22 protein-coding genes are annotated in these 25,663 nt (G+C 67.6%); 7 read left to right on the forward strand and 15 right to left on the reverse strand.

The annotated features are described in order from the left end of the window. Positions 1 to 5: 5 nt before the first annotated feature. The 8 genes from MNQ99_RS07935 to MNQ99_RS07970 all read right to left on the reverse strand — a co-directional run bounded on the left by MNQ99_RS07935 (position 6) and on the right by MNQ99_RS07970 (position 8,400). On the reverse strand, positions 6 to 695 hold the full coding sequence (locus MNQ99_RS07935) for a GntR family transcriptional regulator (RefSeq protein ID WP_127511504.1): 690 nt from the start codon (positions 693 to 695) through the stop codon (positions 6 to 8). Then, entirely contained in the window at positions 671 to 2,179 is a 1,509-nt protein-coding gene (locus tag MNQ99_RS07940) for a fumarylacetoacetate hydrolase family protein (RefSeq protein WP_277883613.1), read from the reverse strand. The genes MNQ99_RS07935 and MNQ99_RS07940 overlap by 25 nt, the downstream gene beginning before the upstream one ends. A 325-nt stretch (positions 2,180 to 2,504) precedes the next feature. Beyond that, positions 2,505 to 3,542 (reverse strand): serine/threonine-protein kinase, encoded by a 1,038-nt coding sequence (locus MNQ99_RS07945; protein WP_241915042.1) that lies wholly within the window; start codon positions 3,540 to 3,542, stop codon positions 2,505 to 2,507. An 88-nt stretch (positions 3,543 to 3,630) separates the two neighbouring features. After that, complete coding sequence (locus tag MNQ99_RS07950) at positions 3,631 to 4,437, reverse strand: alpha/beta fold hydrolase (protein WP_127511507.1); 807 nt, start codon at positions 4,435 to 4,437, stop codon at positions 3,631 to 3,633. Between the two features lie 2 nt (positions 4,438 to 4,439). Continuing rightward, on the reverse strand, positions 4,440 to 4,772 hold the full coding sequence (locus MNQ99_RS07955) for a biotin/lipoyl-containing protein (protein ID WP_127511508.1): 333 nt from the start codon (positions 4,770 to 4,772) through the stop codon (positions 4,440 to 4,442). Next, on the reverse strand, positions 4,765 to 5,733 hold the full coding sequence (locus tag MNQ99_RS07960; protein WP_422387523.1) for an alpha-ketoacid dehydrogenase subunit beta: 969 nt from the start codon (positions 5,731 to 5,733) through the stop codon (positions 4,765 to 4,767). The genes MNQ99_RS07955 and MNQ99_RS07960 overlap by 8 nt, the downstream gene beginning before the upstream one ends. Before the next feature lie 118 nt (positions 5,734 to 5,851). Next, complete coding sequence (locus MNQ99_RS07965) at positions 5,852 to 6,898, reverse strand: thiamine pyrophosphate-dependent enzyme (protein ID WP_241915044.1); 1,047 nt, start codon at positions 6,896 to 6,898, stop codon at positions 5,852 to 5,854. Positions 6,899 to 7,083: 185 nt separating this feature from the next. Further along, a complete protein-coding gene (locus tag MNQ99_RS07970) occupies positions 7,084 to 8,400 on the reverse strand; it encodes an amino acid permease (protein WP_241915303.1) in 1,317 nt (438 codons plus the stop codon). A 195-nt stretch (positions 8,401 to 8,595) separates the two neighbouring features. Between MNQ99_RS07970 and MNQ99_RS07975 the strand changes: the two genes are divergently transcribed. Then, a complete protein-coding gene (locus MNQ99_RS07975) occupies positions 8,596 to 9,069 on the forward strand; it encodes an Lrp/AsnC family transcriptional regulator (protein WP_127511511.1) in 474 nt (157 codons plus the stop codon). On the opposite strand, the gene MNQ99_RS07980 is transcribed toward MNQ99_RS07975, so the two are convergent. Together MNQ99_RS07980 and MNQ99_RS07985 are read right to left on the reverse strand one after the other, a co-directional pair. Further along, a complete protein-coding gene (locus MNQ99_RS07980; RefSeq protein ID WP_241915045.1) occupies positions 9,044 to 9,598 on the reverse strand; it encodes a hypothetical protein in 555 nt (184 codons plus the stop codon). The genes MNQ99_RS07975 and MNQ99_RS07980 overlap by 26 nt on opposite strands. A gap of 9 nt (positions 9,599 to 9,607) precedes the next feature. Then, entirely contained in the window at positions 9,608 to 10,417 is an 810-nt protein-coding gene (locus MNQ99_RS07985; protein WP_241915046.1) for a formylglycine-generating enzyme family protein, read from the reverse strand. A gap of 194 nt (positions 10,418 to 10,611) precedes the next feature. Between MNQ99_RS07985 and MNQ99_RS07990 the strand changes: the two genes are divergently transcribed. The 6 genes from MNQ99_RS07990 (at position 10,612) to MNQ99_RS08015 (ending at position 17,445) form a co-directional block, all read left to right on the forward strand. Continuing rightward, entirely contained in the window at positions 10,612 to 11,319 is a 708-nt protein-coding gene (locus MNQ99_RS07990; RefSeq protein ID WP_127511514.1) for an NUDIX hydrolase, read from the forward strand. 54 nt (positions 11,320 to 11,373) lie between these two features. Continuing rightward, positions 11,374 to 12,702, forward strand: a complete 1,329-nt coding sequence (gene nadA, locus MNQ99_RS07995) for a quinolinate synthase NadA (protein WP_241915047.1) — start codon at positions 11,374 to 11,376, stop codon at positions 12,700 to 12,702. Beyond that, positions 12,699 to 14,390 (forward strand): L-aspartate oxidase, encoded by a 1,692-nt coding sequence (nadB, locus tag MNQ99_RS08000; protein WP_241915048.1) that lies wholly within the window; start codon positions 12,699 to 12,701, stop codon positions 14,388 to 14,390. The genes nadA and nadB overlap by 4 nt, the downstream gene beginning before the upstream one ends. Next, positions 14,387 to 15,325: a carboxylating nicotinate-nucleotide diphosphorylase gene (gene nadC / locus MNQ99_RS08005; RefSeq protein WP_241915049.1), complete on the forward strand. Its 939-nt coding sequence runs from the start codon at positions 14,387 to 14,389 to the stop codon at positions 15,323 to 15,325. The genes nadB and nadC overlap by 4 nt, the downstream gene beginning before the upstream one ends. Further along, the gene (locus MNQ99_RS08010) at positions 15,322 to 16,464 is read left to right on the forward strand and encodes a cysteine desulfurase family protein (RefSeq protein ID WP_241915050.1); all 1,143 of its coding nucleotides are present in this window, start codon (positions 15,322 to 15,324) and stop codon (positions 16,462 to 16,464) included. Before nadC ends, MNQ99_RS08010 begins: the two co-directional genes overlap by 4 nt. Before the next feature lie 198 nt (positions 16,465 to 16,662). Then, a complete protein-coding gene (locus MNQ99_RS08015; protein ID WP_241915051.1) occupies positions 16,663 to 17,445 on the forward strand; it encodes a hypothetical protein in 783 nt (260 codons plus the stop codon). A 302-nt stretch (positions 17,446 to 17,747) separates the two neighbouring features. Here MNQ99_RS08015 and MNQ99_RS08020 read toward each other — a convergent pair whose 3' ends face one another. From MNQ99_RS08020 to MNQ99_RS08040, 5 genes are all read right to left on the reverse strand, one after another. Continuing rightward, positions 17,748 to 18,206, reverse strand: coding sequence for a MarR family winged helix-turn-helix transcriptional regulator (locus MNQ99_RS08020; RefSeq protein ID WP_127511520.1), 459 nt, complete (start codon positions 18,204 to 18,206; stop codon positions 17,748 to 17,750). Continuing rightward, positions 18,199 to 19,308, reverse strand: a complete 1,110-nt coding sequence (locus tag MNQ99_RS08025; RefSeq protein ID WP_127511521.1) for an LLM class flavin-dependent oxidoreductase — start codon at positions 19,306 to 19,308, stop codon at positions 18,199 to 18,201. The genes MNQ99_RS08020 and MNQ99_RS08025 overlap by 8 nt, the downstream gene beginning before the upstream one ends. A 178-nt stretch (positions 19,309 to 19,486) precedes the next feature. Continuing rightward, positions 19,487 to 20,629 carry an FUSC family protein gene (locus MNQ99_RS08030; RefSeq protein WP_241915052.1) on the reverse strand — a complete coding sequence of 381 codons (1,143 nt, stop codon included), beginning with the start codon at positions 20,627 to 20,629 and terminating at the stop codon, positions 19,487 to 19,489. Between the two features lie 38 nt (positions 20,630 to 20,667). Continuing rightward, positions 20,668 to 23,970, reverse strand: coding sequence for an efflux RND transporter permease subunit (locus MNQ99_RS08035; protein WP_241915053.1), 3,303 nt, complete (start codon positions 23,968 to 23,970; stop codon positions 20,668 to 20,670). A gap of 48 nt (positions 23,971 to 24,018) precedes the next feature. After that, entirely contained in the window at positions 24,019 to 25,512 is a 1,494-nt protein-coding gene (locus tag MNQ99_RS08040) for a malate:quinone oxidoreductase (RefSeq protein ID WP_241915054.1), read from the reverse strand. Between the last annotated feature and the right edge of the window lie 151 nt (positions 25,513 to 25,663).

The following is a 25,663-nucleotide window of genomic DNA, read 5'->3' on the forward strand; positions in this document are numbered from 1 at the left end:
TGGGTCTAGAGGGGCGAGGGCGGCATGCCGTCCGCGGCCAGGTAGGCGTTGAGCGTGTTGGTCCGGTGGGCCCGGGCAGCCTTCTCCACCTCGCTGGTGCTGGCACCGGCGTCGATCAAATCCAGCAGTTGCTCGTGTTCCTCCACGGAGGAGCGGGCACGGCCGGGGATGTGGCTGAAGCTGGAGGCGCGCATGGCATTGAGCCGGTTCCAGCCCCGGTGGACCAGGTCCAGGATGTGCGGATTGGGGCAGCGCTCGTACAACACGGCGTGGAACCTGTCGTTGAGCTGGGTGAAGCGTGGCGGATCAAAGTCCTCCAGGCAGCGGCGCAACTCGGCGTTGATCGCCCGCGCCTCCGCCATGTCCACCGCGGAGAGCAGCGGAGCGGCCAGAGCCGTGGCAGCTCCCTCGATCACCGCCAGCGTCTCCATGGTGTGCAGGTACAACTCGGCATCAACGGCCGCAACCGTCGCGCCGATGTTGCGCTCGAAGGTCACCAGACCCTCGGCCTCCAGCCGGCGGATCGCCTCGCGCACCGGCACCGTGCTGCAGCCCAGTTCCGCGGCGATGGTGCCGAGGACCAGCCGGTAGCCGGGCACCAGCTCGCCCTTGGCGATCCGCTCGTGCAGCAGCTCGTAGGCCTGCTCCGATTTGCTGGGGGCCAGGGTGGTCACTTCGGCTGCTCCGCGACCCATGCGTCGTAACGGGTGCGCCATTCGGCGTTCATCGGGAACAGGCCCTCGATCTTGTTGCCTTCCTTGACCATCTCGAAGACAAAGGTGTCCTGGCGTTCCTGCTCCACGACCTCGTCGGCGATCTCTGCGGCCAGAGCCGGCGGGATGACCAGGATGCCGTTGTCGTCGGCCACGATGATGTCGCCGGGCTGGATGGTGGTGCCGCCGCAGGCGACGGTCACGTCGGTGTCCCACGGGACGTGCTTGCGGCCGAGGACCGCCGGGTGGGCGCCGTTGTAGAACGTGGGGATCTCCAGTGCCGCCACCTCGGACAGGTCGCGGACGCCGCCGTCGGTAATGATGGCTTCCGCGCCGCGCACCTGGGTGCGCAGGGCCAGGATGTCGCCGAGCGTGCCCGAGCCCTTTTCGCCGCGGGCCTCCATGACCAGGATCTCGCCCGGGCCGATGGCGTCGATGATGCGCTTCTGGGCGTTGTAGCCGCCGCCGTGGGACTTGAACAGGTCCTCACGGTTGGGCACGTAGCGCAGCGTGCGCGCGGTGCCGATGACCTTCTGGCCGGGCTTGGTGGCCAGCAGGCCGTCAACGCTGACGTTGTTCAGCCCGCGCTTGCGCAGCGCGCCGGAGATGGTGGCGGTGGCAACCGAGAGCAGCTTGGCCTTGACCTCCTCGGTCAGCGCGGACTTGCCGGTGACTGCCGGGGCCAGGCCTGCGGCTTCTTCGCTGCCGAAGGCATCGATCCGGTCCTGGTCGGTGATCTTGGGGGTGTTGCCGAAGGAGGCGAATTCCGCTTCGCCCTGGGTGACGGTGGTGGACAGGCGGCCGGTGCTCAGGCCGGCGGCTTCGTCCGATACCTCCACCTCGACGACGTCGCCCGGCACGATCACGGAGGATCCGGCCGGGGTACCGGTGAGGATGACGTCGCCCGGGTGCAGGGTCATCAGCTGGGACAGGTCGGCCACAATCCGCGCAAAGGAGAAGATCAAGCCGGCGGTGGTGTCGTCCTGGACAACCTCGCCGTTGACCCAGGTGCGGATCCGCAGCGCGTCCGGGTTGACCGATGAAGCCGGCAGCAGGGCCGGGCCAATCGGGGTGAAGCCGTCGCCGGACTTGGAACGGATGTTGGAGCCCTTGTCCGCATACTTGATGTCGTAGACGCCCAGATCGTTGCTGGCGGTCACCTGGCCCACGTAATTCCAGGCTTCCTCGACGGAGACGCGGCGGGCGGGCTTGCCGATGATCAAGGCGATTTCACCTTCGAAGGCCAGCAGCTCGGTGTTGGCGGGACGCTCCACGGTGCCGCCCGATAGGGCCAGCGAGGAGGAGGCCTTCATGAAGTAGGAAGGGTTGGCGGGAACCCGTCCGCGCTGTTCCGCCCGGGAACTGTAGGAGAGGTGTACGGCCAGCACCTTGCCGGCGTCCTCCAGGATCTTGCTATCCACCGCCTGCAGCGTGGCGGCGGACTGGGTGACGTTGCCTTCGGACAAAGCATCCTCCTGTGAAGTACGAAATCGTATACGATCTATCATCGCGTGTGGCGGAAGCCACGTCAAGGGGGTGGCGAAACATTTCTCGAACGATCGGTCGGAGAGTTGAAAGGTGCGGGCACTGGCTTCGCCCGATGTTGTTCTTGGTGGCGCTCGCACGGATGGACCGGACCGAAGGGACGTAGGGCTAGCTGGCGGAAGTTTGCGCCCTACGTCGATATATTGCTGCCCGTTTCATGGTCGACGCGCGGCCGCTATGCACCCGGGATCTGGCTAAACTGTAGCGGCGGCCGAGGACGATTCAAAGACTATGAATGGCTGCTGTTCAGCCCACGCTGGGAGCGCGGTTCGGCGGCGCGGGGATGGCCAGGTTCCCGGTGGTATTGCCGCCGGTACGCTCTGCGGGCGACTCGGCGGAGGGCTGCCCAGCAGTGGGCAGCTCGGCCACGGGGGATGCGCTCGCCGCGGATGCCGCGGCAACGTTGCCGGCTCCGCTGGAACCAAGCGAGGGCGAAACGACAGCGGACGGCTCGGGCAGCGGGGCTTCCGCCAGGTTCCGCAGGCTCAGCGCAACCTCGTGCGCAGTGGGCCGCGCATCCGGATTGCGGCTGGTCATCCGGGTCAGCAGATCTTTCCAGCGGGCCGGGAGCCAGTCTGGAATCTCCGGGTCGCGCAGCAGCCGGGCCAGGGCGGCCTCCATCGGCGTGCCGGAAAAGGCCTTCTCGCGGGTGAGGCATTCGAGCAGGACCAGTGCCAGCGAATACACATCGGCGGCTCCGGTGACCGGGTGGCCCAACGCCTGTTCCGGGCTGAGGTAGTTGGCAGTTCCGATGGTTGCGCCCTGGGCGGTGGTCATGCTGGCTTCGACCATCCGGGCGATGCCGAAATCGGACAACTTGGGGTGGTGCCAGGTGTCCTCGAGGTGGCCGTTGGCCAGCAGGATGTTGGCAGGCTTCACATCGCGGTGAATCACCCCGTGGTTGTGGATGTAGTTCAGTGCGTCGGCCAGATCGGCGCCAATCTGAGCCGTTTCGACGGACGTCAGCGGGCCGCCGCGCAATCTGCGCCGAAGGTCGGCTCCTTCGATCAGTTCCATCACCAAAAAACTGGCGGTGGCGCCGTCGTCGGCGGTGTGCAGGCCGGCGTCCAGCAAGGTGACCAGACCGGGGTGATTCAGGGTGGCCAGCAGCAAGGTCTCAGTATGCTGCCGCCGGTACTCGTCGTCATCGGGCGTCGTCGGAGCGAACATCTTGATGGCCACGTCGCGGCCCAAGGATTCATCCACGGCCCGGTACACAGAGGCTGACCCGCCGATCCCGATGAGCTCTCGCGTCCTGTAGCGCCCGCCCAGGATTGTCTCCATCAAGCCTCCACGCCCCCGGGATTTGCTGTCGTCGGCCATTGTAGCGACGAACAGCCTGCTCCGCGTCTCCGGTTGGAAGCGAAAAGGGTTATCCGGCGAGGAATTCGATGGCGGCGGTCTTAAAGGCGCGGGAAGTCACCGCATTGGCGTGCGTACGGGCCGGCAGCCACATCAACTCGGCCGCCTCCGCGAGCGCGGCCAGCTCCGGAGCGGTGGCCGCCAGGTCGTCCCTGTCTCCGGCCACCAGCAGCACCGGCATTTTCGGCACGGCTTCGGCGGGCACGAACGGTTCCGTCTTGACCGCTTCGATCATGGTCATCAGCGCGAAGATGTCGTTGGACGGCACCAGCTTGGCCATCCGCAGCAATTCGGCGGTGTTGACGTCGTCGATCGGCGTCCCGTCGGCCAGGAAGCGTTGCGCGGCACGCAGGTCGAAGTCGGCCAGCGGGTCCGCGCTGCCCGGGCCGCCGAGCACCATCCTTCGGACCAGTTCCGGCTGGGTGGCGCCGAATTCCCAGGCCAGCCGCGCACCCAGGGAGTAGCCGATCAGGTCCACCCCGGTGTCGCTGTCGTCCTCTTTCAAAAGACGGACCTTGGCGTCCTGGATCAGCTGCAGCAGGTCGGCGCGGATCCGGCTGGGCGCGTACGCATCCATTTCTTCGGGCGCCGTGCTTTCGCCGTGGCCGGGAAGGTCCACCGTCACCACCCGCCGGCCGGCCTGGGTCAGCGCGGTGATCCAGCCGGCGTCCTCCCAGTTGAGCTTGGCGGAGGAGGCAAAACCGTGGAGCAGGATCACTGGCCGGCGAGGTCCTTCGGTGCCCTCGGCCGCCTCGTACACCTGCACGTGCAGGTGCGGGTCGACGCCTTCAACGGTGTGCACCCGGTGGGTTCCCATGTTTAGTCCTCGTCGTCGAGCGCCGCGGTCAAGCGGACGCGGCGCCTGGGCGCTTCTTCCTTCGGTACAGTGCCCACAATACCGGCGGTGTCGTCGGGGACCTCGAAGACGATCAGCGGGTCGCCCACCTTGATGGTGTCGCCGGGGCCGCCGTAGATTTTCACTACTTTGCCGGCCTGCGGCGAAGGCAGCTCAACGGCGGACTTGGTGGTCTCCACCTCCACCAGCGGGTGGTTGCGCTCGACCTGTTCGCCCTCGGCGACCAGCCACTCCAGCACGGTCGCCTCAATCAGGCCTTCGCCCAGATCGGGCAGGGGGAACGAAATTTCAGCCACGGCGATACTCCAATACTCGCTGGATCCCGAACAGGATGCGGTCAATGTTGGGCACGTACTCGTCTTCCAGGTCTCCTGACGGGTACGGTACGTCGAATCCGGTCACCCGCTCAACGGGCGCACGCAAGGTGCCGAAGCAGCGCTCGGTGATCAGAGCCGCCACTTCGGCGCCCAGGCCGGAGGTAAGCGGCGCTTCATGCACGACGACGGCGCGTCGCGTCTTGGCCACGGACGCCGCCAAACCTTCGGCGTCGATGGGCTTGAGCCAGCGCAGGTCCAGCACTTCGACGTCGATGCCGTCTTCGGCGGCAAGTTCGGCCACCTGCAGGCAGCGGGCCACCATGGCGCCCCAGGCCACCAGCGTCAGGTGCTTGCCTTCGCGGACAATCCGGGAACCTTCGGGGGAGTAGCCGTCGGCGCTGGTGTCCACCGGCCCCTTCTGCCAGTAGCGGGACTTCGGCTCCATGAAGATCACCGGGTCCGGCCGCGTCGCGGCGTGCTTGAGCAGGTGGTAGGCCTCGTTCGGACTGGACGGCGAGACCACCTTCAGGCCGGGTACATGGGCGAACAGCGATTCCAGCGACTCGCCGTGGTGCTCCGGGGCGCGGATCCCGCCGAAGCTGGGTACCCGCAGCGTGATGGGCATCGGCATGGTGCCGCGGCTGCGGTAGTTCATCCGGCCCACCTGGCAGACAATCTGGTTGATCGCCGGGTAGGCGAAGCCGTCGAACTGCACCTCGGGGATGGGGTGGTAGCCGGCCATGGCCAGGCCCACCGACATGCCCAGGATGCCCGATTCGGCCAGCGGAGTGTCGAAAACCCGGTCCTCGCCGAATTGCTTCTGCAAGCCATCGGTGATTCGGAAGACGCCGCCGAGCAGCCCGACGTCCTCGCCCAGCACCAGTGCCTTGGGGTTTTCCTCCAGCACCTCCGCCAGCGCGCGGTTCAGTGCCTGCTGCATGGAGAGGGTCTCGACGGCGGCGACAATGCCGGGCTCCACCACGTCAACGGATGCCTGCTGGGCATCGGTTGCGAAGGTGTTGTCGATGGCGGCTTCGAGGTCGCTGAGGGTGGTGTGCTCAGACATGCTCGGACTCCTCTCGCCAGGCGCGTGCCTGGGCCTTCAAGGCGTGGGTGGGTTCTTGGTAAACAAAATCGAACATTTCGGTGCCCGGACGGGAGCCAAGTGCTCCCACGCCGTTGCGGATCCGTTCCTCTTCGGCCTGGGCCGCCTCAAGGGCTTCGGTGAAAAAGTCCTCGCCGGCGAGGCCCTCGGCCAGCAGCCGGCTGCGCATCCGGGCCAACGGATCCTCGCCGCCGTCGGCGCGTTCCTCGGCCAGGGTGCGGTAGCGGCCGGGATCGTCACTGGTGGAGTGCGGGCCGCGGCGGTAGGTCATGGCTTCCACGATGGCCGGTCCGTTGCCGGAGCGGGCGTGTGCCAGGGCGGCAGCCGTGGCCTGGTGGACGGCCACCACGTCGTTGCCGTCCACCTGGAGCGACGGCATGGCGTAGCCGGCGGCGCGGGCGGCCACCGAGCCGCCGGCCACCTGGCGCTCGGTGGGCACCGAGATGGCGAAGCCGTTGTTCTGGATGAAGAAGACCACCGGGGCCTTCATGACGGCGGCGAAGTTCATGGCTTCATGCACGTCGCCCTGCGAGCTGGCGCCGTCGCCGAAGTAGGTGATGGCTACGCCGAGCTCGCCGGCAGGGGTACCGGAAAGCGTCTGGCCGTGGGCCCAGCCGACGGCGTGCAGCACGGAACCGGCCACCACGGCCTGGATCGGCGCGAAGCGGGCGGCCTGCGGATCATAGAGTCCGCCGTGCCAGCTGGCCTTGTGGGTGGACATGTACTCGACCATGTCCACACCCACGGTGCGGGCCACGCCCATTTCCCGGTAGGTAGGAAAGACGAAGTCCCGGGCCATGTCCAGCGCGTAGCCGCTGCCGACCTGCGCGGCTTCCTGGCCCAGCTCCGGCGCGTAGCCGGGTATCAGGCCCTGGCGCTGCCAGCGGATGGCCGATTCGTCCAGATGGCGCACCGCCACCATCAGCCGGTAGAGCTGCTTGAGGTCTTCGGCGGACAGGTCGGGCTGGGCCGACGGGTCCAGGGCAAGAACGTCGCTCATGCCTGCTCCTCCATATAGTTTCGGTGCCGCGGGCCCACCGCTTAGGCGGCGGCCGACGGCGTCGGTTGCTTACCGTGACGATAGTCACCCGGAGAGGGGGTGCGCAATATGCAACTGATTCACCGCACAACGTGCGCAATTCGTCTGTTACTTCACGCCTCCGCGTAGACAAACTGCTAGGAGGTTTAGGGTAGGCGGGAACTTTTTGCAGAGTTTCTGCGGGCGTTGATTTTCGCCGCTGTGGCGATGCCGGCGATGAGTACCAAGGTGGAAAGCAGTTGGATGCCGGTGTTCGGGGAGAAGAAGCCCAGCACCAGAATGATGGCCAGCAGGGCCAGGCCGATGTAGGTGACGGCCGGGAAGCCGCGCATGCGGAACGGCAGCTCGGTGCCGTCCCGGTCCGCCCTGCGGCGCAGCACCAGCTGGGACAGCAAAACCATCGCCCAGACCACCAGGCAGGTGGAGCCGACCACATTCAGCAGCACCGGCAGGACCCTTTCCGGGAAGATCAGTTCCAGCACGGTGGCAATAAAACCGAACGCCACCGAGGCCAACACTGCCCGGATCGGAACCCGCCTGCGGCTAAGCCGGCGCAGGGCACCGGGCGCTTCGTCCCGCTCCGAGAGGGAGAAGATCATCCGGGAAGCGCCGTACAAGTTGGCATTCAGTGCAGAGAGCAGGGCGATGGCCGCGACCAGCGTGATGGCCGCATCCGCCCCGGGGATCTGCGCGGCGGACAGCACCGCGGCAAAGGGCGATGCCAGCGCCTCCGAATCCCACGGTACCGTCAGGGCGATCACCAGCACGGAACCGAAGTAGAACACCAGGATGCGCCAGACGACGGTGCGGATGGCCTTGGCGACGCTGGGGCCCGGGTTTTCCGTTTCCGCGGCGGCGACGGCCACGATCTCGGTGCCGCCAAAGGCAAAGATCACCACCAGCAGCCCGGCGCCGATTCCGGCAATTCCATTGGGGGCGAAGCCGTCACCGCCGAAGATTACGCCCAGCCCGGGGGAAGGAACATCGGGCAGCCAGCCGAAGAGCAGGGCGGCGCCGACGGCGAGGAAGGCCAAGATGGCGAGGACCTTGAAGATGGCGAACCAGAACTCGAATTCACCGTAATTCCGAACTCCGAACAAATTGACCACGGTGAAAACCACCATGAACACCAGTGCCAGCAGCCAGACCGGCAACACCGGCCAAATCGTGGCCAAGAGTCCGGCGGCGCCGACCGCCTCGGCGGCGATGACCACCACCAGTTGCAGCCACCAAAGCCAGCCGATGGTGGCGCCGGCGGTGCGGCCCATCGCCTTCTCGGCATAGGTGGAGAAGGCGCCGCTGCTGGGGTTGGCCGCAGCCATTTCGCCCAGCGCCCACATCACGATGATCACCAGCGTGCCCGCCAGCAAGTAGGAAACCAGGACGGCCGGTCCGGCGGCCTGGATGCCCGCTCCCGAACCGAGGAAGAGGCCTGCACCAATGGCGCTGCCAAGGCCCATCATGATCAACTGGCGCTGCTTCATGCCGTGTCCGAGGCCGACGGGCGCCGGACCGGTGGGCTCGCGGTGGTGGGTGGTGGCGGGTCGCGGTCGCGGCATCGACTGTCCTGTTGTTTGGTGAAATCAGCACAGGGGCTGACAATTTGTCTAGCAGTTTCCGCAATTGGCGGTTACCGACGCGAAAGGACGCCCAGCGTCATGCAGATCGATTCTCTCGATGCGGACATCGTCACGCTGTTCACGGAGGACCCGCGGATGTCCGTGCTGGAAGCCTCGCGGGTACTGAAAGTTGCGCGTGCCACAGTACAGGCCCGGTTGGACAAGATGCAACGCGCCGGCGTGACCTCGGGCTGGGGACCCCGACTCTCACCCGAAGCGCTGGGCTACATTGTGCGCGCCTATTGTTCTTTCGTGATCCGGCAGGAATCCGGCCACGACGCCGTGGCGGCGGCGCTCGCCGACATTCCGGAAGTGTTGGAACTGCATACCGTGTCCGGCGAAAGTGACCTGCTGGCCTGTGTGGTTGCCCGGTCGAACGCCGATTTGCAGCGCGTGCTCGATCAGGTAATGGCAACCAATACGGTGCTGCGCTCCTCCTCCGTGATCGTGCTCAACAGCCACTTCCAGGAGCGGACGCTTCCGTTGGTCAAAGCTGCTGCGGATCCCCGCTGACGGCGGCGGGCCCCGCGGAACCAGCAGCGCCGTCGTCGTCGTGAATTTCGACGTCGGGAATCACCGACGCTCGGCCGAGCCCGGCAGTGACTCCGGCGATCGCTGCGAAGACGGCAGGCAAGGCTCCCGTCTCCGGAGCGAGACCGGTAAAAACTGCCCAAGTGAACCCGCCGATGCCCGCCGTGAAGACCAGCACGTGGATCCCCTGCTGCCGAACCGGGCGCAGCAGCGCGGAAAGAACCAGGGCAAACGGAGCGCCGAGGAAAACGGCAAAGAAAAAGCTGCCCATCAGCACCAAGTCCCAAATGCTCAGGGCGGTCGAGTCCGGCGATATCACCGTATCGATGATGCTCACGGTCAGGGAAAACATGAGCCACGAGCCGAATGCCACCAGCCAGCCCTTGATGAAGGCGTAGCGGCCAAGAATCACGCGGTGGTGGGCGGGACGCGACTTAGCACCGTAGCGGCGACGCAGGATCTCGTCGTTGTCCGGCCACTCATAGCGCCGGCGCTGCTCCTCTGGCTGCATGCCTGAAGCCTAGTGCCCGAAGTCCGTGCTTTCGCCAGGAGCACCCGCGGGCAACGGCGCCAGCGGCGTCCAGCCCACGGGCAAAGGCCAGATCGCCCTTGCACGCGCACGGTCTGCCGCCGCCGACCAGCCTTGGGCGGCGGCGGAGCCTTTTTCGCCGACCGCTCCGCGTGCAACTCTGAAGCCAACATCCTCCAAGACCGCATCGGGAGCGCTGGCGCGGCGGACGGACGCGCGGCAGCTCCACGAACGATCGGACCAGCCGCCGCCGCGCAGGCTCCGGTAGTCGGCATAGCGAGCCGGGTCGGCGTAGTCCCAGCACCACTCCCAGACGTTCCCGAGCGTGTCGAAGAGGCCGAAGTCGTTGGCCCGCTTAAGCCCCACCTCCTGCGGCCCCTCCAGATGGTCGGCAGCTGTCCAGGCAATGTCAGCCAGCGTTCCGTAGGCCGGGCCGGATGTGCCCGCCCGGCAGGCCCATTCCCACTCCGCCTCGGTGGGCAGCCGGAAGCCGGCCGCGCTGAGATCCCAATGCACGTCACGACCGCGGATCGTGTAAGCGGGTTCGATCCCCTCCTCCCGGGATGCTGCATTGCACCACCGGACCGCCTCAAACCATGTCGCGGGATGGGCGGGGTGTTGCGGTGATCCGCCGACGGCTTCGGCAGAACCGGAGGTGGCTGCGTGCTGGGCGCGGGTGATCTGGGTAGCACCAATCCTGAACGACTCCAGGCTGACTTCGCGGGAGCTCTCCGAGCGGGCGTCCCGCAGCAGGACGCTGCCCGCGGGGACGGCAACCAAGTGCGGAGGCGAAACGGGCATGGACCGTACTCTAGCTGGCGGGAAGGTAGCGGCGGTGCCGGTCGCGGTGCGTAAGTATGGCTGCTGCCGCGGCTACAGCAGTGGCCACGTCACATTCCTGCGGGCGGTGGAATTGATTGGGTCAAAGTGACCTTAACGCGCTATTATCTGTTCTAGTCATTATGACTTTTACTCTATTCCGGAGGGAGCCAGCCATGCCGATCTATTCGGCCAATGTGTCCGAGCGCGCGCAGCAGCCCCCGGAACTGGCCATCTCCACCGTCATCTTCGCCCTCCGTCCGGATCCGGAGGCCGGCGTCCCCACTCTGTGGTTGCCACTGGTTCGCCGTACCCGCCAGCCGTTCCGCGATCTCTGGGCATTGCCTGGCGGGCCGCTGAGCCCGGACGAATCGCTGCAGGACGCGGCGGCACGGAACCTACAGGAGACCACGGGGCTGCAGCCGAGTTATCTGGAGCAGCTCTACGCTTTCGGCGGCCTGGACCGTTCACCGGTCCAGCGGGTGGTCTCGATTGTCTATTGGGCCCTGGTGAAGCCGGACGAGGCGGCGCTTGCCCGCGAAACAGAGAATGTCCGCTGGGTGCGCGCCGATGACCTTGGTCAGCTGGCGTTCGACCACAACCGGATCGTGGAGTACGCGCTCTGGCGGCTGCGCAACAAAGTTGAATACAGCTCCATCGCCTACGCCTTCCTGGGCTCCACGTTCACCTTGGCCCAGGTCCGCGAAGTGTATGAGGCAGTACTGGGCAAGCAGCTGGATCCGGCCAACTTCCGTCGCCAGCTGCGTGCCACGCCGGACATTGAACCCACCGACGAGTATCTGCAAGGCGGCCGGCACCGGCCGCCCCGGCTCTACCGCTACACCGGCAGTGCCGCCCAGCTCAGCGGCAGCCCATCCGCCTAGCCTGCCCCACCGACTCCCAGACTTGACCAACTGCTAAAAACAACGGAGAACACCATGCCATCGGTCAACAGCACCATCCAGCTGATCACCCGCGAGGAAGCGCAGGCCGCCGGCTCGGGCGCGCCCGCGTCCACCTGCACGCCCGGCCTGGCCGAAGGGCCATGGTCCTTCGACACCGCGTCGGCGAGCGGGGCGTGGGCGCCGTCGTACGGGCCTGGCGCGTCGTTGGCCGACCCGGCGCCGGCCGCCACCCCGCGGCAGGGCGAGATTCCGGCCGAATACCGGCTGGCCAGCGACGCAGAGCTGGACGCGCGGATCCTCGCCGCCAAGGACAAGCTCGGCGACAAGCTGGTGATCCTGGGCCACTTCTACCAGCGCGATGAAGTGGTCAAGTACGCCGACTTCGTGGGCGATTCCTTCCAGCTGGCCCGGGCCGCCAAGGAGAAGCCGGCGGCTGAGGTCATCGTGTTCTGCGGCGTGCACTTCATGGCCGAAACCGCGGACATGCTCTCCGGCCCCGACCAGGCGGTGATCCTGCCGAACCTGGCGGCCGGCTGCTCGATGGCGGACATGGCGGACATCGATTCGGTGCAGGCATGCTGGGACCAGCTCGCCGGCGTGCTCGGCACCGGGCCGGACGCGGACGGCAAGGTCCCGGTCATCCCGGTTACCTATATGAACTCGTCGGCCGCGCTCAAGGGGTTCTGCGGCGAGAACGGCGGGATCGTCTGCACCTCATCGAACGCCGAGACGGTGTTGGAGTGGGCCTTCGAACGCGCCCACCGGGTGCTCTTCTTCCCGGACCAGCACCTGGGCCGCAATACCGCCAAGGCCATGGGCGTGCCGCTGGAGCAGATGCCCATGTGGAACCCGCGCCAGGTGCTCGGCGGCAACGACGAAGCCGCGCTGCTGGACTCGCGCGTGATCCTATGGCACGGTTTCTGCTCGGTGCACAAGCGCTTCACGGTGGACCAGATCGACAAGGCCCGCGCCGACCACCCGGGCGTCCGGGTGATCGTGCACCCCGAATGCCCGATGCCGGTGGTGGATGCCGCGGACGAGGCCGGCTCCACCGACTACATCCGCAAGGCGGTGGCCGCGGCTACCGAACCGACGGCCTTCGCCATTGGCACCGAGATCAACATGGTCAACCGGCTGGCCGCCGAGTACCCGCAGCACACCATCTTCTGCCTGGACCCGGTGATCTGCCCGTGCTCCACCATGTACCGGATCCACCCGGGCTACCTGGCCTGGGTGCTCGAGGCGTATGCCGGCACCGGAGAACTTCCCGGCGGCGAGGTGCTCAACCGGATCACCGTGCCCGATTCCGTGGCCGTCCCCGCCCGCGTGGCGCTGGAACGGATGTTGGCAGCCAAGCCGTGAACGGGAAACCGGCCCGGCGCGTTGTGGTGGTGGGGTCCGGCATCGCCGGGCTCTACGCCGCCGCGCTCGCCGCGGAACGTGCGGACACCGCCGTCACCCTGATCACCAAGGGCGCGCTCGCCGAGTCCAACACCTGGCACGCCCAGGGCGGCATCACCGCGGTGACCGCACAGGGTATTGCGGCGGGGGATTCCGTGGCGGCGCACGTGGCGGACACGCTCACCGCGGGCGCGCAGCTGAACGACGACGGCGCCGTCCGCCTATTGTGCGAAGGCGCGGCCCGGGAGATCGCCACCTTGGAAGACTGGGGCGTGGCCTTCGACCGGCACGGCGGCGGATTCTCGCTCGGGCTGGAGGGTGCGCACTCGGCCGCGCGGATCCTGCATGCCGGCGGCGACCGCACCGGTGCCGGCATCACCGAAGTCCTGATCCGGGTGGGCCGACGCTTGGCCGAAGCCGGCCGGTTGGAGATCCTCGAACACACCACGGTGCGGCGGCTGCTGACCGGCGGCGGCCGCGTCACCGGAGTGGAACTGCTGGATGTGCGGACCGAAGGTGACGGTGCGGTGCCCGCGCAGCTGGACACCGACGTCGTGATTCTGGCGACCGGCGGAGCGGGGCAGCTGTTCCCGGCCACCACCAACCCGGCGACGGCCACCGGCGACGGTGTGGCGCTGGCGTGGCACGGCGGTGCGGTGCTGGCCGACCTGGAGTTCATCCAGTTCCACCCCACCCTGCTGGACCCGGCGGCCACCGGCGGCAGGCCGTTCATGATCTCGGAAGCGGTGCGCGGCGAAGGCGCCGTGCTGGTGGACGCGGCGGGGGAGCGGTTCATGCCGGCACTGCACCCGGCCGCCGAACTGGCGCCGCGGGACGTGGTCTCGCGTTGCATCCACCAGCAGCTGAGGCTGCAGGAGGAACGTGGCCTGGTGCCGCAGGTCTTCCTGGACGCCACCGGTGTGGAGCGGGAGAAGGGCCCCGGCTTCCTGGCCGCGCGGTTCCCGCTGATCGATGCAACGGTCCGCTCGCTCGGCTTCGACTGGGCCAGCCAGCCGCTGCCGGTGCGTCCGGCCTCGCATTATTGGATGGGCGGCGTGCAAACCGACGCCCATGGGCGGACCTCGGTGCCCGGACTCTTCGCGGTGGGCGAGGTGGCCTGCAGCGGAGTGCACGGCGCCAACCGGCTGGCCTCGAACTCGCTGCTGGAAGGGCTTGTCTTCGCCCGCCGCGCCGTCGCCGCGCTGGACCGGCCGGACAATACACCGGGGTTCGACGCGGTGCCGCTCGATGTTGACGGCCCGACCGATGCGGCCGGGGTGCATCGTGCCGGTACCGTGCCGGCCGCCGGAACCACGCCGGGCACGCGGAAACAGATCCAGACCGTGATGGCCGCCGCCGCCGGCGTGGTCCGTAACGGTGAGGCGCTGCAGGAGGCTGCGCGGCAGTTGGCGCAGTGGCATTTGCCGGCCACCGGTGCCGCCTCGACCGAGGACGCAGCCCTGCTGACGGTGGCCCGGCTGGTGGTGGCGGCCGCCGCCGCGCGGCAGAACAGCATCGGCGCGCATTTCCGCAGCGACCACAGCCAGGCGCCGGCCGACCGTGCCCGGCTGGCCTTCGTCAACGGCCGCACGGTTACTGCGCCCGACTACTTCCCAACGTCCCAGCGAATCCTGCAGGAGCAGCCATGACCCCTATCCAGCCGATCGACATCCAGCCGATCGACGGCACCGCCCTGGAGCGAATCGTCGCCGGGGCGCTCGCCGAGGATGCGCCGTGGGGCGATATCACCTCCAGCACGCTGATCCCTGCCGACGCCACGGCCACCGCCGAGCTCGCCGCCCGCGAACCCGGCGTCTTCTCCGGCGGTCCGGTGCTGGCCGAGGTGTTCCGCCAAGTCGACCCGTCCGTGCAGGTGGACCTGAAGGCCGCTGACGGTGCCGCCTTCGACGCCGGAGACGTGCTGGCGGTGCTGTCCGGAAACGCCCGGGCAATCCTGCTGGGCGAGCGGGTGGCACTGAACCTGCTGCAGCGGCTGAGCGGGATCGCCAGCCAGACGGCGGCCTTCGTCGCCGAAGCCGCCGGTACCGGAGCCCGGGTGGTGGACACGCGCAAGACCACGCCGGGGCTGCGGGCGCTGGAGCGCTACGCGGTGCGCTGCGGCGGCGGGCAGAACCACCGCTATTCGCTCTCCGACGCGGTGATGGCCAAGGACAACCATCTGGCCGTTCTCACGGCGGACGGCACCCGCGACCTGACCGAGGCGCTGCGGGCGGCGAAGGCCGGGCTGCCGCACACCATGCACTTCGAGGTGGAGGTGGACCGGGCCGAGCAGATCGAGCCGGTGCTCGCCGCGGGCGTGGACACCATCATGCTGGACAACTTCAGCCTGGACGAGCTTCGTGCCGGCGTCCGGCAGGTGGCCGGCCGGGCGTTGGTCGAGGCCAGCGGCAATGTCCGGCTGGAGACCGTGGCCGCAATCGCACGGACCGGGGTGGACATCATCTCCTCCGGCGCGCTGACCCACAGCGTCCGGTCGCTGGACCTGGGCCTGGACATCCGCATCGCTGCGGACCCCGCGGAGCGGCAGGCAGCTCCCGTGGCCGGCGGGGCAGCGTCGTCGTGATTTATCTGGATGCTGCGGCCACGGCGCCGGTGCGCCGCGAGGTACTGGAGGCCATGTGGCCGGCGCTGACGCAGGACTTTGGCAATCCGTCCAGCCACCACACCGTGGGCGAAGCGGCGCTGCGGGCGCTGGACTATGCCCGCGGCAAGGCGGCGGAGGTGCTCGGCTGCCGTCCCGGCGAGATCATCTTCACGTCCGGCGGGACCGAATCCAACAACCTGGCGATCAAAGGGATCGCGCTCGCTGCCCCACGAGGCAGGCACATCGTCACCAGCGCGGTGGAGCATCCGTCGGTGCTGGAGGCGGTGGACTACCTCGTCCGGTTCCATGGCTTCGCGGCCACGCGGGTGCCGGTGGATGCCGCGGGCACAGTCCGCGTGGACGCACTGGAAGCTGCGCTGCGCGAGGACACCACGCTGTGCATGGTGATGTACGCGAACAACGAGGTGGGCACCATCCAGCACATTGCCCGGATCGGCGCCCTCTGCCGGGCCGCGGGCGTGCCGTTCCACACCGACGCCGTGCAGGCCGCCGGCTGGCTGGACCTGGACGTCTCGGCCCTGGGCGTGGACGCGCTGAGCGTGTCCGGCCACAAGTTGGGTGCGCCCAAAGGCTGCGGCCTGCTCTACGTTGCCGGCCGGCTTCCGCTGGAGCCGGTGCTGCACGGCGGGGGACAGGAACGCGGCCGGCGGTCCGGCACCGAGAACGTTGCCGGCGCGGTCGCCGTGGCCACGGCGCTGGCGCTGGCGGACGGCGACCGGGCGGCCGACGTGCCACGGCTCACCGGCTACCGTGACTACCTCATCGACACAGTGCTGCGCGAACTGCCGGGCACGGTGCTGACCGGGCACCGGACCGAACGGCTGCCGGCCAGTGCCTCCTTCTGCTTCCCCGGAACCTCCGGCGAGGCGGTGCTGCTGGAGCTGGAACGCCGCGGGGTGGTCTGCTCCAGCGGTTCCGCCTGCGCGGCCGACTCGGACGAGGCGTCGGCGGTGCTGCTGGCGATGGGCATCGACAGGGCCGTGGCACAGACCGCGGTGCGGCTGACCTTTACCGCCGGCGTGAAGGAATCCGAGATCGCGCTGGCAGCCCGTTCCGTCGTCGCCGCGGTCAAAGAGGTCCAGGCGCTGCGTCGCTGAGGCCGTCCCGGAGCCGGGAGAAGTGAACCTCTATCCGGATATCGCTGGCCGGCGTTGTGGCGGGTAGGCTCCTGTCACGGCTGCGCGTGGAGCCCGGAGCGGGTACCGAGTGGGTATCGGGCGGGACACGGCGTGGTGCTCTACCGGACCGGCCCTCACAGTGGCTACGGTAGGAACCTGACAGAGGGGGAGCAGGCCATGAGGACAGGGAAGTTACTGGGCCGTGGTGCTGCAGCGGCCCTCTGCGTGGCGCTGGTATCCGGCTGCAATCTGCTGCCAACTAACGACGGCGGTGCCTCGGCCAGCCCGGGTGCGTCACCGGCGGCGGTGGCAGGCGGGGGCGGTTCCTCCGGAACCACGGCACCGCTCGGGAAAGCGCCGGTGCGTAAAGCCACCATCGACGGCTGGAAGGTCTACACCGACCCCGACCGGGTGCTCAGCTTCGAAATCCCCGCCGATTGGGTGGTGCAGAGGCAGGTCAAGGCCAGCCAACCCTCGGATAACGGACTTCATCTGGATATCCGCGACTCTTCCGGCAAGCTGGCCGCCCAACTGCACACCCGGCTGAAGCTGCCGAAGGCCACCTGCAGCGCGGGTGGCGTGACCGAACTGCGGGTGCTGCTCAGCGAACCGGCCAAAGTGCCCGCCGTGGCATCCGCTGACACCATCGAGCCGGTGTTCGTTTACCGAACGCTGCTGGGCTACAAGTACTTCGGCTCCTATGGGCTGACCGACAAACCTGCTGGCAACGGATTCCAGGCCTGCACCGTGGAAAACACCGTCAACGGCCCGAAACCCGTGGGCGTCTACTCCTTTGGCACGGCGGTGCGCCACGGCACGCCGGCGCCGGGCGAAAAGACCGGCCTGCTGGATAAGTACGGGCTGATCGCCGAGGCGGAGCGTTTCATCACCACCGAGCGCTTCAAGACGGTGCAGCAGGTCATCATGACCTTGCAGATCGCCGGAGACGCGAAGGCCTAGCGCTCCGCTGCCGGGCCGGTTCGTGGACGCCGGGGCGGCCGAAATTTCCGCGGCCGGGAAGGTTGAAGCGCGCACCCGAACGGCCTAGATCTCCCGGCCCGGACGCTTGCCGTACACTGGGCGCCACATTGGCAACACCAAGGCCCGGTTACTGCCGCATCAGCAGCAGCAACCGGGCCTTTTTCCCGCAGTTGAGGATGCACCCGAGCCGGCTTCTGGTGAATGTGGCGCCCGGTGTACCCAGCGCCGACTACCCAGCACCGACGACACAGCGCCGGTGAATCCGGGCGGGCGTTGGCGGGTCAGTCGTTCTTCAGGCCGGAGTGCAGCTTATCGGTCAGCCCCCGGAGTTGGCCGAACTCATCCTCGGTGAGCAGCGGCGCCAGCATGGAGTGCAGGTGCTTGACGTGCTCCCGGCCAATGTTCTTCTGCAGCGCGCGGCCTTCGTCGGTCAGCGAGATCTCGATGCCCCGCTGGTCGTTCTGGGCCGTGCGGCGGAGAACCAGGCCTTTCTTTTCCAGCCGGTCAACCATCCGGCTGAGGCTCGGCTGGCTAATCAGCAGCGCCTCATTCAGCTCGTTCAGCCGGCTCCAGCCGCCCGGGCACAAACTCAGATTGAAGAGCACGTCGTACTCCCGCATCGCGAGCTTCTTGAACTCGGGCAGTTGCTGCATCCGGCGCATGACCGCCACCTGGGTGCGGAACAGCGATTCCCAGGCCTCCGCCGTCGTCCTGACATCAGGGCTGGAGGACTCAGCCATTGGCCACCGCCTCACCGGCAGCCTGCTTGGCGTCGCGGGCGGCCTTGCGGCTGGCGTGCGTGGGGGTGTCCGGCACGTGTGCCGGCTTGCGCGCGGCGAACTCCTTCTTCAGCACCGGCAGCACCTCTTCGCCGAACAGGTCCAGTTGCTCCAGCACGGTCTTCAACGGCAGCCCGGCGTGGTCGATCAGGAACAGCTGGCGCTGGTAATCGCCGAAGTAGTCGGCGAAGGCCAGGGTCTTCTCGATCACTTGCTCGGGGCTGCCCACGGTCAGCGGGGTCTGCGCGGTGAAGTCCTCCATCGACGGGCCGTGGCCGTAGACCGGGGCGTTGTCGAAGTACGGACGGAATTCATTGACCGCGTCTTGCGAGTTCTTGCGCATGAAGAACTGACCGCCCAGACCCACAATGGCCTGGTCGGCGGTGCCGTGGCCGTAGTGCTCGTAGCGCTCCCGGTACAGGCCGATGAGCTGCATGTAGTGCTCCTTCGGCCAGAAGATGTTGTTAGCGAAGAAACCGTCGCCGTAGTAGGCGGCCAGTTCAGCTACCTGCGGGGTGCGGATGGAGCCGTGCCAGACGAAGGGCGCGACGCCGTCCAGCGGCTGCGGCGTGGAGGTGTAGTTGTGCAGCGGTGTGCGGTGCTTGCCCTGCCAGTTGACCACTTCTTCATCCCAGAGCTTGCGAAGCAGGGCGTAGTTCTCCACGGTCAGCTCCAGCGAGTCCTGGATGTTCTTGCCGAACCAGGGGTACACCGGGGCGGTGTTGCCGCGGCCCAAAACCAGGTCCACGCGGCCGTCGGCCAGCTGCTGGAGCATGGCGAAGTCCTCGGCGATCTTCACCGGGTCGTTGGTGGTGATCAGCGTGGTGGCGGTGGAGAGCGTGATCCGCTCGGTCTGCGCGGCGATGTAGGCCAGCAGGGTGGTGGGGGAGGAGGAGAAGAACGGCGGGTTGTGGTGCTCGCCGACGGCATAGACGTCCATGCCGATTTCTTCGACCTTCTTGGCAATGGCCACCGCCGCCTTGATCCGCTCGCGCTCGGTGGGCATGCGGTTGGTGGTCGGGTCCAGGGTGACGTCGCTGACGCTGAATACGCCGAGTTCCATGATGATGTGCCTCTCGTGATGCTTGCTTCGAAATCAGTTTACATGCATTTGCATTCACTGTCGTCAACGGCGCGTCGGGCGGAAAGATTCCCCGCCGTCATGTGGGCCGGGGCACGGCCGCATTGCCGGGTTGTGGTCAGGGCGCGTGGCGACCCGGGCCTAGCGCTGTTTTCGGCTGCTAGTCCTTGGAATCGCTCAACTGGTGGCGCATGGCGCCCAGGATCCGGTCCAGGCTGACCACCACATAACCGGCTGCCGTGGCCGGGGTATCCGCGGTGACTGATCCGGCCAGCTCCCGGGCCAGTTGCTGCTGGGCCGCGTCGGCGGCGTCAAGCTTCTCCTGCAGGTCGTCGGCGGCCAGGCTGCGGACCGCGGCCGCCGAGGCCTTCAGCGCCTCGGACATGGGTTCGAGTACCGGCTCGGGGATACGCAGGTGATCGTCCCAGATCACCGCGCCGAGCACCTCGGTCATGTCCTGGGTGTGGAACGCCGCGCGTTCCAACGTGCGCAGATTCGACCAGTCGGCCTCCAGATCCCGGTCGTGGAACCGTCGCCGCGGGTTTGCCTTGCGGCTGCGGTCGGCGGTCTGGACGGCCTGCCTCACCTGCTCGCTCAGCCGGACGATGTTTTCTCCGTTGGTGGCCCACTCGTCGCGTTCCGGCGGCCAGTCTTCCAGCAGTGCTTCGGCCATTTCCTCCAGCTGGCCAGCCAGATCGGACTGCAATTGCTGCAAGCTGCGGCCCACGGCGCTGAAGTTAAGCGGCGGGATCAAAAGGAAGTTCACGGTAATGCCGACCAGGACCCCCACGGCCATCTGCACCGCATAGCCAAGCGAGTAGTCGCCGGCATCGGAGCCGCCCACCAGCAGGACGAACAGCGCGGCCATCGGTACCCAGTCCCGCCCGGCGCCGAGCCGCGGCAGCCCGGCGACCAAAACACCCAGGAACACCAGCAGGCTCACGGTCAGCACGTGCAAGCCGACCGTCAGCAGCAGGACCCAGGCCAGCCCGATGCCCAGCAGCAGCCCGGCCAGCGTCTGCAGGGACGTCTTCACCGAATCCGCGACGGTGGAATACATGCTGATCAGGGCACCGAGCGGGGCATAATACGGGTAGTCGGCCACCTCGCCGGGCAGCTGCCGGGCGATCAACCAGGCGATGCCACATGCCACGGCCGTCTTGAACGCCAGCTGGATCCGCTGCCAGCCGCCCAGCTGCTGGCCTAACTTTCGCACCGGCGCCGGAAGCCCGTCCACGAACCGGCCGATGGACCGGGCCAGCCGGCCGGGCGTGCCGGCTTGCGCTGCGTCAGGCTCGCTCATACGCGGTACCTCCAAGGCTCGGGGGGCACCCGCCGGGGTCAGCGCCCGGCCGGAACCAGTTCTGCCTCGAGTGTATTGCGCTTGATCGTCCGGCGCTCGTGCCGGCCTTCCACCAGCCGGTACAGCACCGGCACCAGCACCAGCGTCAACGCGGTGGAGGAGACCAGGCCGCCAATCACCACCACGGCCAGCGGCTGCGAAATAAAGCCGCCCTCGCCGGTCAGTCCCAGCGCCATCGGCGTGAGTGCACAGATAGTGGCCAGCGCGGTCATCAGGATGGGCCGCAGCCGGCGCCGCGCACCGTGCGTGATGGCGTCCGCCACGCTCATGCCGGGCTGCCCGTCATGCGGACGCCGGTACTGGTTGATCAGGTCGATCAGCACAATCGCATTCGTCACCACGATGCCCACCAGCATCAGCATGCCGATCAGCGACGGCAGCCCCAGCGGGATCTGCGTGAGGACCAGCAGCCCGATCGCGCCGGTGGCCGCGAACGGAATGGAGACGAGCAGGATCAGCGGCTGCACCAAGGACTTGAACGTGGCCACCATGATCACGTAGACAATGGCGACGGCGGCCAGCAGCGCCCAGCCCAGCTGCGCGAAGGATTCGGCCTGCTGGGTGGCCGCGCCGCCCAGGCTCGCCGTGACACCGGCCGGCAGCTCGGTGCCGTCCAGGACCGCTGCCACCTCGCCGCTGAGCGCACCCAGGTTATCTCCCTCCGGGGTGACGGAGACGACGGCGGTGCGTTCGCCGCCGCTGGCACTGATCGACGTCGGCACGTCGGTTTCCTTCACCGTGGCCAGATCGGTCAGCGGCACCGGTCCGGCGGCTGTCGGCAACTCGACGTCGCGCAGTTCGTCGATGCTGGCGAAGTCGCTGCCTGCGCCGATGAGCACGGGGAAGTCGGTGGTGCCGATCCGCACGGTGCCGCCGGGCAACGGGCTGATCGTTGACGCCAGCAGGCCGGCTACCTGTTCCTCGTCCAGGCCGGCGGCCACGGCCTTGGCCCGGTCCACGGACACCTGCACCACGGGTTCGGCCGCGGACAGGTTGCTGGACGCCTCCGCGGCTCCCGGCAGGTCCTGCAGCCGTTCCACCAGCCGGTCCGAGGCGTCCTGCAACTGGCCCGGTTCGCTGGCCGAGATCTCCACATCCACGGTGCTGGAGGTACCGAAGCCACCACCCTGCGTGCCCAGCGTAAACGTCGCGTCACCGGGCAACTCCTCGACGGCGGAGCGCACCCTGTCGCGCAGCGCGGCCTGATCAATGCCTTCCTCGGTGATCACGGTGTACTGGGCCACCGAGGCGCCCGCAGAAAGGAACGTGCCCACGCCGCCGCCGGCATTGCCCATGGTGACCTGGACATCCTGGATGCCGTCCATCCCGGCCAGCAGCTCCTCGACCGGCACCGACGCCTCGTCGGTAGACTCCAGGCTGGACCCGGCCGGCATCTTCAGGCGCAGGCTGAAGCTGTTCTGGCCGCTGTCGCCCAGGAGGTTGGTTTGCATCAGCGGGACCATGGCAACGGTGCCGCCCAGCACCAGCAGGGCCGCCACGGTGGTGACCACCGGGTGCCGCTGGGTGCCCGCGAGCACCGGCAGGTAGCCACGCTGCAGGAGGGAACGGCGTTCCTTCTCCGAAGCCGCTTCGCGCACCGCCAGCGCATCGGAGCGCGACTGCGGCTGCGGCGACTTGACGAACCAGTAGGCCAGCACCGGCACGATCGTCAGCGACACCGCCAGCGAGGCGAGCAAGGCCAGGGCCGTGGTGACGGCGAAGGGCCGGAACAGTTCACCGGCCAGATCGCCAACGAACGCGATCGGCAGGAAGACCGCCACGGTGGTCAGCGTGGAGGCCGTGATTGCGCCTGCGACTTCGCGCACCGCGGCCATGATGGCCTCGCGCTTGGCTTCGCCGTAGTTCAGGTGCCGCCTGATGTTCTCGACCACCACGATCGAATCGTCAACTACCCGGCCGATGGCGATGGTCAGCGCGCCGAGAGTGAGGATGTTCAGCGAGTAGCCCAGCGCATTCAGGCCGATGAACGTGGCCAGCAGTGAGAGCGGAATGGAGATCGCGGTGATCAGGGTGGCGCGCACGGAGAGCAGGAAGACCAGGATGATCAGCACCGCGAAGCCCAGCCCCAGCAGGCCCTCGGTGGTCAGGTCCTTGATGGACTTCTCGATGAAAGGCGCCTGGTCGAACACGGTGGTGATCTGCGCGCCGTCGCCCAGTTCCGCTTCCAGCTCGGGCAGCATGTCCTTGACCGCGTGCGAGATGGCCACCGTGTCACCGTCCGGCGTCTTGGTGACGGCCAGGGCCAACGTCAGGTCCCCGTTGGTCCGCGTGATCGAGGTTTGCTCGTCATCGGCGATGGACACCTTGGCCACCTCGCCGATGGTGGCGGGAGCTGCCGCGGCGGCCTCCGATTCCTGGCCGGGCTGTGCCTGGCCAGGCACGGTGTCCGGGACCGGAACCTGGCCCTGGTCCGCCGCGTTGCCCGGCGGCGCCGGCTGGCCTTGGCCCGGGAACTGTCCCGGTGCCTGCCCCGCCCCCGGTGAGGAAGAAGCGGAAGGCTGCTCCGCCGTCGTTGCTTCAGCGGGGGAGAGCGGGAGGTTCTCGATGGCTTTCAGGCTGTCCAGCGGACTGCCGATCTGCACCGAGAGGCTCTTGCCGTCCTGCTGCACGGCCCCGGCGGGGACCAGCCCGCCGCTGCTGGCGAGGCTGTCCACCAGGGCGGACACGCCGACGCCTGCCTTCGCCATGGCCTCGTCGTCGGGCAGGATGGCGATGTGCCGGCCGGGGCCGCCGGAGACTTCGGCGCCGCGCACGCCGGCGATATTCTGCAGCCGGGGCACGGTCAGCCGGTTCAGCTCGGTGCTCAGCTCGCTCAGGTCCACATCGGAGGAGACCGCCATGAAGACGATCGGGAAATCGTCGATGCTGCCGGCCAGGGACAGCGGCGAGACGTCGTCGGGCAGCTGCTGGCGGACGTTGGAAATGGCGCGGTCCACCTGGCTGCGGGCACGGTCCAGATTGGTGCCGTAGACGAAGGTGAGGTTGACGGTGGAGAACCCCGTGCGTGACACCGCCGAGGACGATTCCAGCCCCTCCACGGCGGTGAGGGCGCGCTCCAGCGGTTCGCTGACCTGCTTGTCCACCACTTCCGGGGAGGCGCCGGGCATGGAACTGACCACGGTGACCCGCGGAAACTCCAGCGAGGGGATGAGTTCCTGCTTGAGCGAGCCCATGGTGATCACGCCGAAAACGGCCACACAGACCGTAATCAGCGCGATCAGCGCCCGGTTCGCCAGGGACAGCGTTGCCAGCTTATGCATGGGATGTAGCTTAGTTTGTCAGGGCTGGACCGCCGTAACGGACCGGTGTCAGGCCAGCTCGAGCACCTTGTCGGTGTCCGCGGTGATCTCGGCCAGCAGCGACCGGTTCTCGTTCAGCTTGGCGCCATAGCCGGGGATCATTTCCTTCAGCTTGGGCTCCCAGCCCTTGAACTCCAGCGGGAAGCAGCGTTCCAGCAGGCTGATCATGATCGGCGCCGCGGTGGAAGCGCCGGGGGAGGCACCCAACAGGGCGGAAATGCTGCCGTCGGCGGAGGCGATCATCTCGGTGCCGAACTGCAGGGCGCCGCCCTTCTTCGGGTCCTTCTTGATGACCTGGACCCGCTGCCCGGCGGTGATCAGTTCCCACTGGTCGCCCGCAACCTCCGGGTGGAAGGCACGCAGGGCCTTGTTCTTGCCCTCGCGGGTCTTGAGCACCTCGGTGACCAGGTACTTGACCAATCCGAAGTTGTCCTTGGCCACGGCCAGCATGGGGATCAGGTTGGACGGGCGCACGGACAGCGGCAGGTCCAGCAGCGAGCCGGTCTTGAGGAACTTCGGCGAGAATCCGCCGTACGGGCCGAAGAGCAGGGAGCGCTTGCCGTTGACGAAGCGGGTGTCCAGGTGAGGCACGGACATGGGCGGGGCGCCCACCGAAGCCTGTCCGTACACCTTGGCGTTGTGGGCGGCAATGACGGTTTCGTCCGTGCAGCGCAGGAACTGGCCGGACACCGGGAAGCCGCCGAAGCCCTTGGACTCGGGGATGCCCGAGCGCTGCAGCAGATGCAGTGCTCCGCCGCCTGCGCCGATGAACACGAAGCGGGCGTTGACCTTGGTCTTTTCGCCGGTGGCGTTGTTCTTGACTTCCAGCGTCCAGCGGCCGTCCGTGTTGCGGGAGACGTCCAGCACGCGGTGTCCGTAGTTCAGTTCGACGCCGTTGGCGGTCAGGTAGCCGGCCAGCTTGCGGGACAGCGAGCCGAAGTCCACATCGGTGCCGCCGATGACGCGGGATGCTGCCACACGCTGCTGTGCGTCGCGGCCACCCATGATCAGCGGGGTCCACTCGTTAATGGTGGCGTGGTCTTCGGTGAACTCGATCTGTTCAAACAGCGGTTCGTTCTTCAGCGCCTCATAGCGGCGCTTGAGGTAGTCCGCGTGGTCATCGCCCCAGACAAAGCTCATGTGCGGCAGCGGATTGACGAATTCCTTGGGCGAGGAGATGTGGCCCTCGCGGATCATGTGCGACCAGAACTGGCGCGACACATGGAACTTCTCGTTGATGCCCACGGCCTTGGCGGTGGCAACGGATCCGTCAGCGGCGGCGGGGGTGTAGTTGAGCTCGCAGAGCGCGGCGTGCCCGGTTCCGGCGTTGTTCCAGGGGTCCGAGGCTTCCATGCCAACCTCGTCCAAATTCTCGAAAAGGCTGATGCTCCAGTCCGGCTGCAGCTGCTTGATGAAGGAGCCGAGGGTGGTGCTCATAATGCCGCCGCCAATTAGCGCGACGTCGACGTTGTTGGATGATCCCGAGGGGGTGTTTGCAGTCAACTTCAATCTCCAATAGCAGCTTTGCCAGCATTCAGAAGCCTAGCGCGATGCCACAGCGAGACTAAAATTTGTCGTCTCCGTTGTGACCCAATAGACAGACGCGGCGGGGTGTGCCGTAGTAAAGCCGTAGTAAAGCAGCGGTCAAACTGCG

Origin of the sequence: Arthrobacter sulfonylureivorans, from assembly GCF_022637435.1 — a bacterium.
GTDB lineage: Bacteria > Actinomycetota > Actinomycetes > Actinomycetales > Micrococcaceae > Crystallibacter > Crystallibacter sulfonylureivorans.

Coding starts and splice junctions, on each gene's coding strand:
- MNQ99_RS07960 (WP_422387523.1), bottom strand. CDS start 5,733: ATGCAGCAGGCACTGAACCGCGCGCTGGCGGAGGTGCTGGAGGAAAAC.
- MNQ99_RS07980 (WP_241915045.1), bottom strand. CDS start 9,598: ATGCAGCCAGAGGAGCAGCGCCGGCGCTATGAGTGGCCGGACAACGAC.
- MNQ99_RS07950 (WP_127511507.1), bottom strand. CDS start 4,437: ATGGGAACCCACCGGGTGCACACCGTTGAAGGCGTCGACCCGCACCTG.
- nadC (WP_241915049.1), top strand. CDS start 14,387: ATGACCCCTATCCAGCCGATCGACATCCAGCCGATCGACGGCACCGCC.
- MNQ99_RS07990 (WP_127511514.1), top strand. CDS start 10,612: ATGCCGATCTATTCGGCCAATGTGTCCGAGCGCGCGCAGCAGCCCCCG.
- MNQ99_RS07945 (WP_241915042.1), bottom strand. CDS start 3,542: ATGGAGACAATCCTGGGCGGGCGCTACAGGACGCGAGAGCTCATCGGG.
- MNQ99_RS07975 (WP_127511511.1), top strand. CDS start 8,596: ATGCAGATCGATTCTCTCGATGCGGACATCGTCACGCTGTTCACGGAG.
- MNQ99_RS08025 (WP_127511521.1), bottom strand. CDS start 19,308: ATGGAACTCGGCGTATTCAGCGTCAGCGACGTCACCCTGGACCCGACC.
- MNQ99_RS08035 (WP_241915053.1), bottom strand. CDS start 23,970: ATGCATAAGCTGGCAACGCTGTCCCTGGCGAACCGGGCGCTGATCGCG.
- MNQ99_RS07935 (WP_127511504.1), bottom strand. CDS start 695: ATGGGTCGCGGAGCAGCCGAAGTGACCACCCTGGCCCCCAGCAAATCG.
- MNQ99_RS07965 (WP_241915044.1), bottom strand. CDS start 6,898: ATGAGCGACGTTCTTGCCCTGGACCCGTCGGCCCAGCCCGACCTGTCC.
- MNQ99_RS07970 (WP_241915303.1), bottom strand. CDS start 8,400: ATGATGGGCCTTGGCAGCGCCATTGGTGCAGGCCTCTTCCTCGGTTCG.
- MNQ99_RS08015 (WP_241915051.1), top strand. CDS start 16,663: ATGAGGACAGGGAAGTTACTGGGCCGTGGTGCTGCAGCGGCCCTCTGC.
- MNQ99_RS07985 (WP_241915046.1), bottom strand. CDS start 10,417: ATGCCCGTTTCGCCTCCGCACTTGGTTGCCGTCCCCGCGGGCAGCGTC.
- MNQ99_RS08020 (WP_127511520.1), bottom strand. CDS start 18,206: ATGGCTGAGTCCTCCAGCCCTGATGTCAGGACGACGGCGGAGGCCTGG.
- MNQ99_RS08030 (WP_241915052.1), bottom strand. CDS start 20,629: ATGAGCGAGCCTGACGCAGCGCAAGCCGGCACGCCCGGCCGGCTGGCC.
- nadA (WP_241915047.1), top strand. CDS start 11,374: ATGCCATCGGTCAACAGCACCATCCAGCTGATCACCCGCGAGGAAGCG.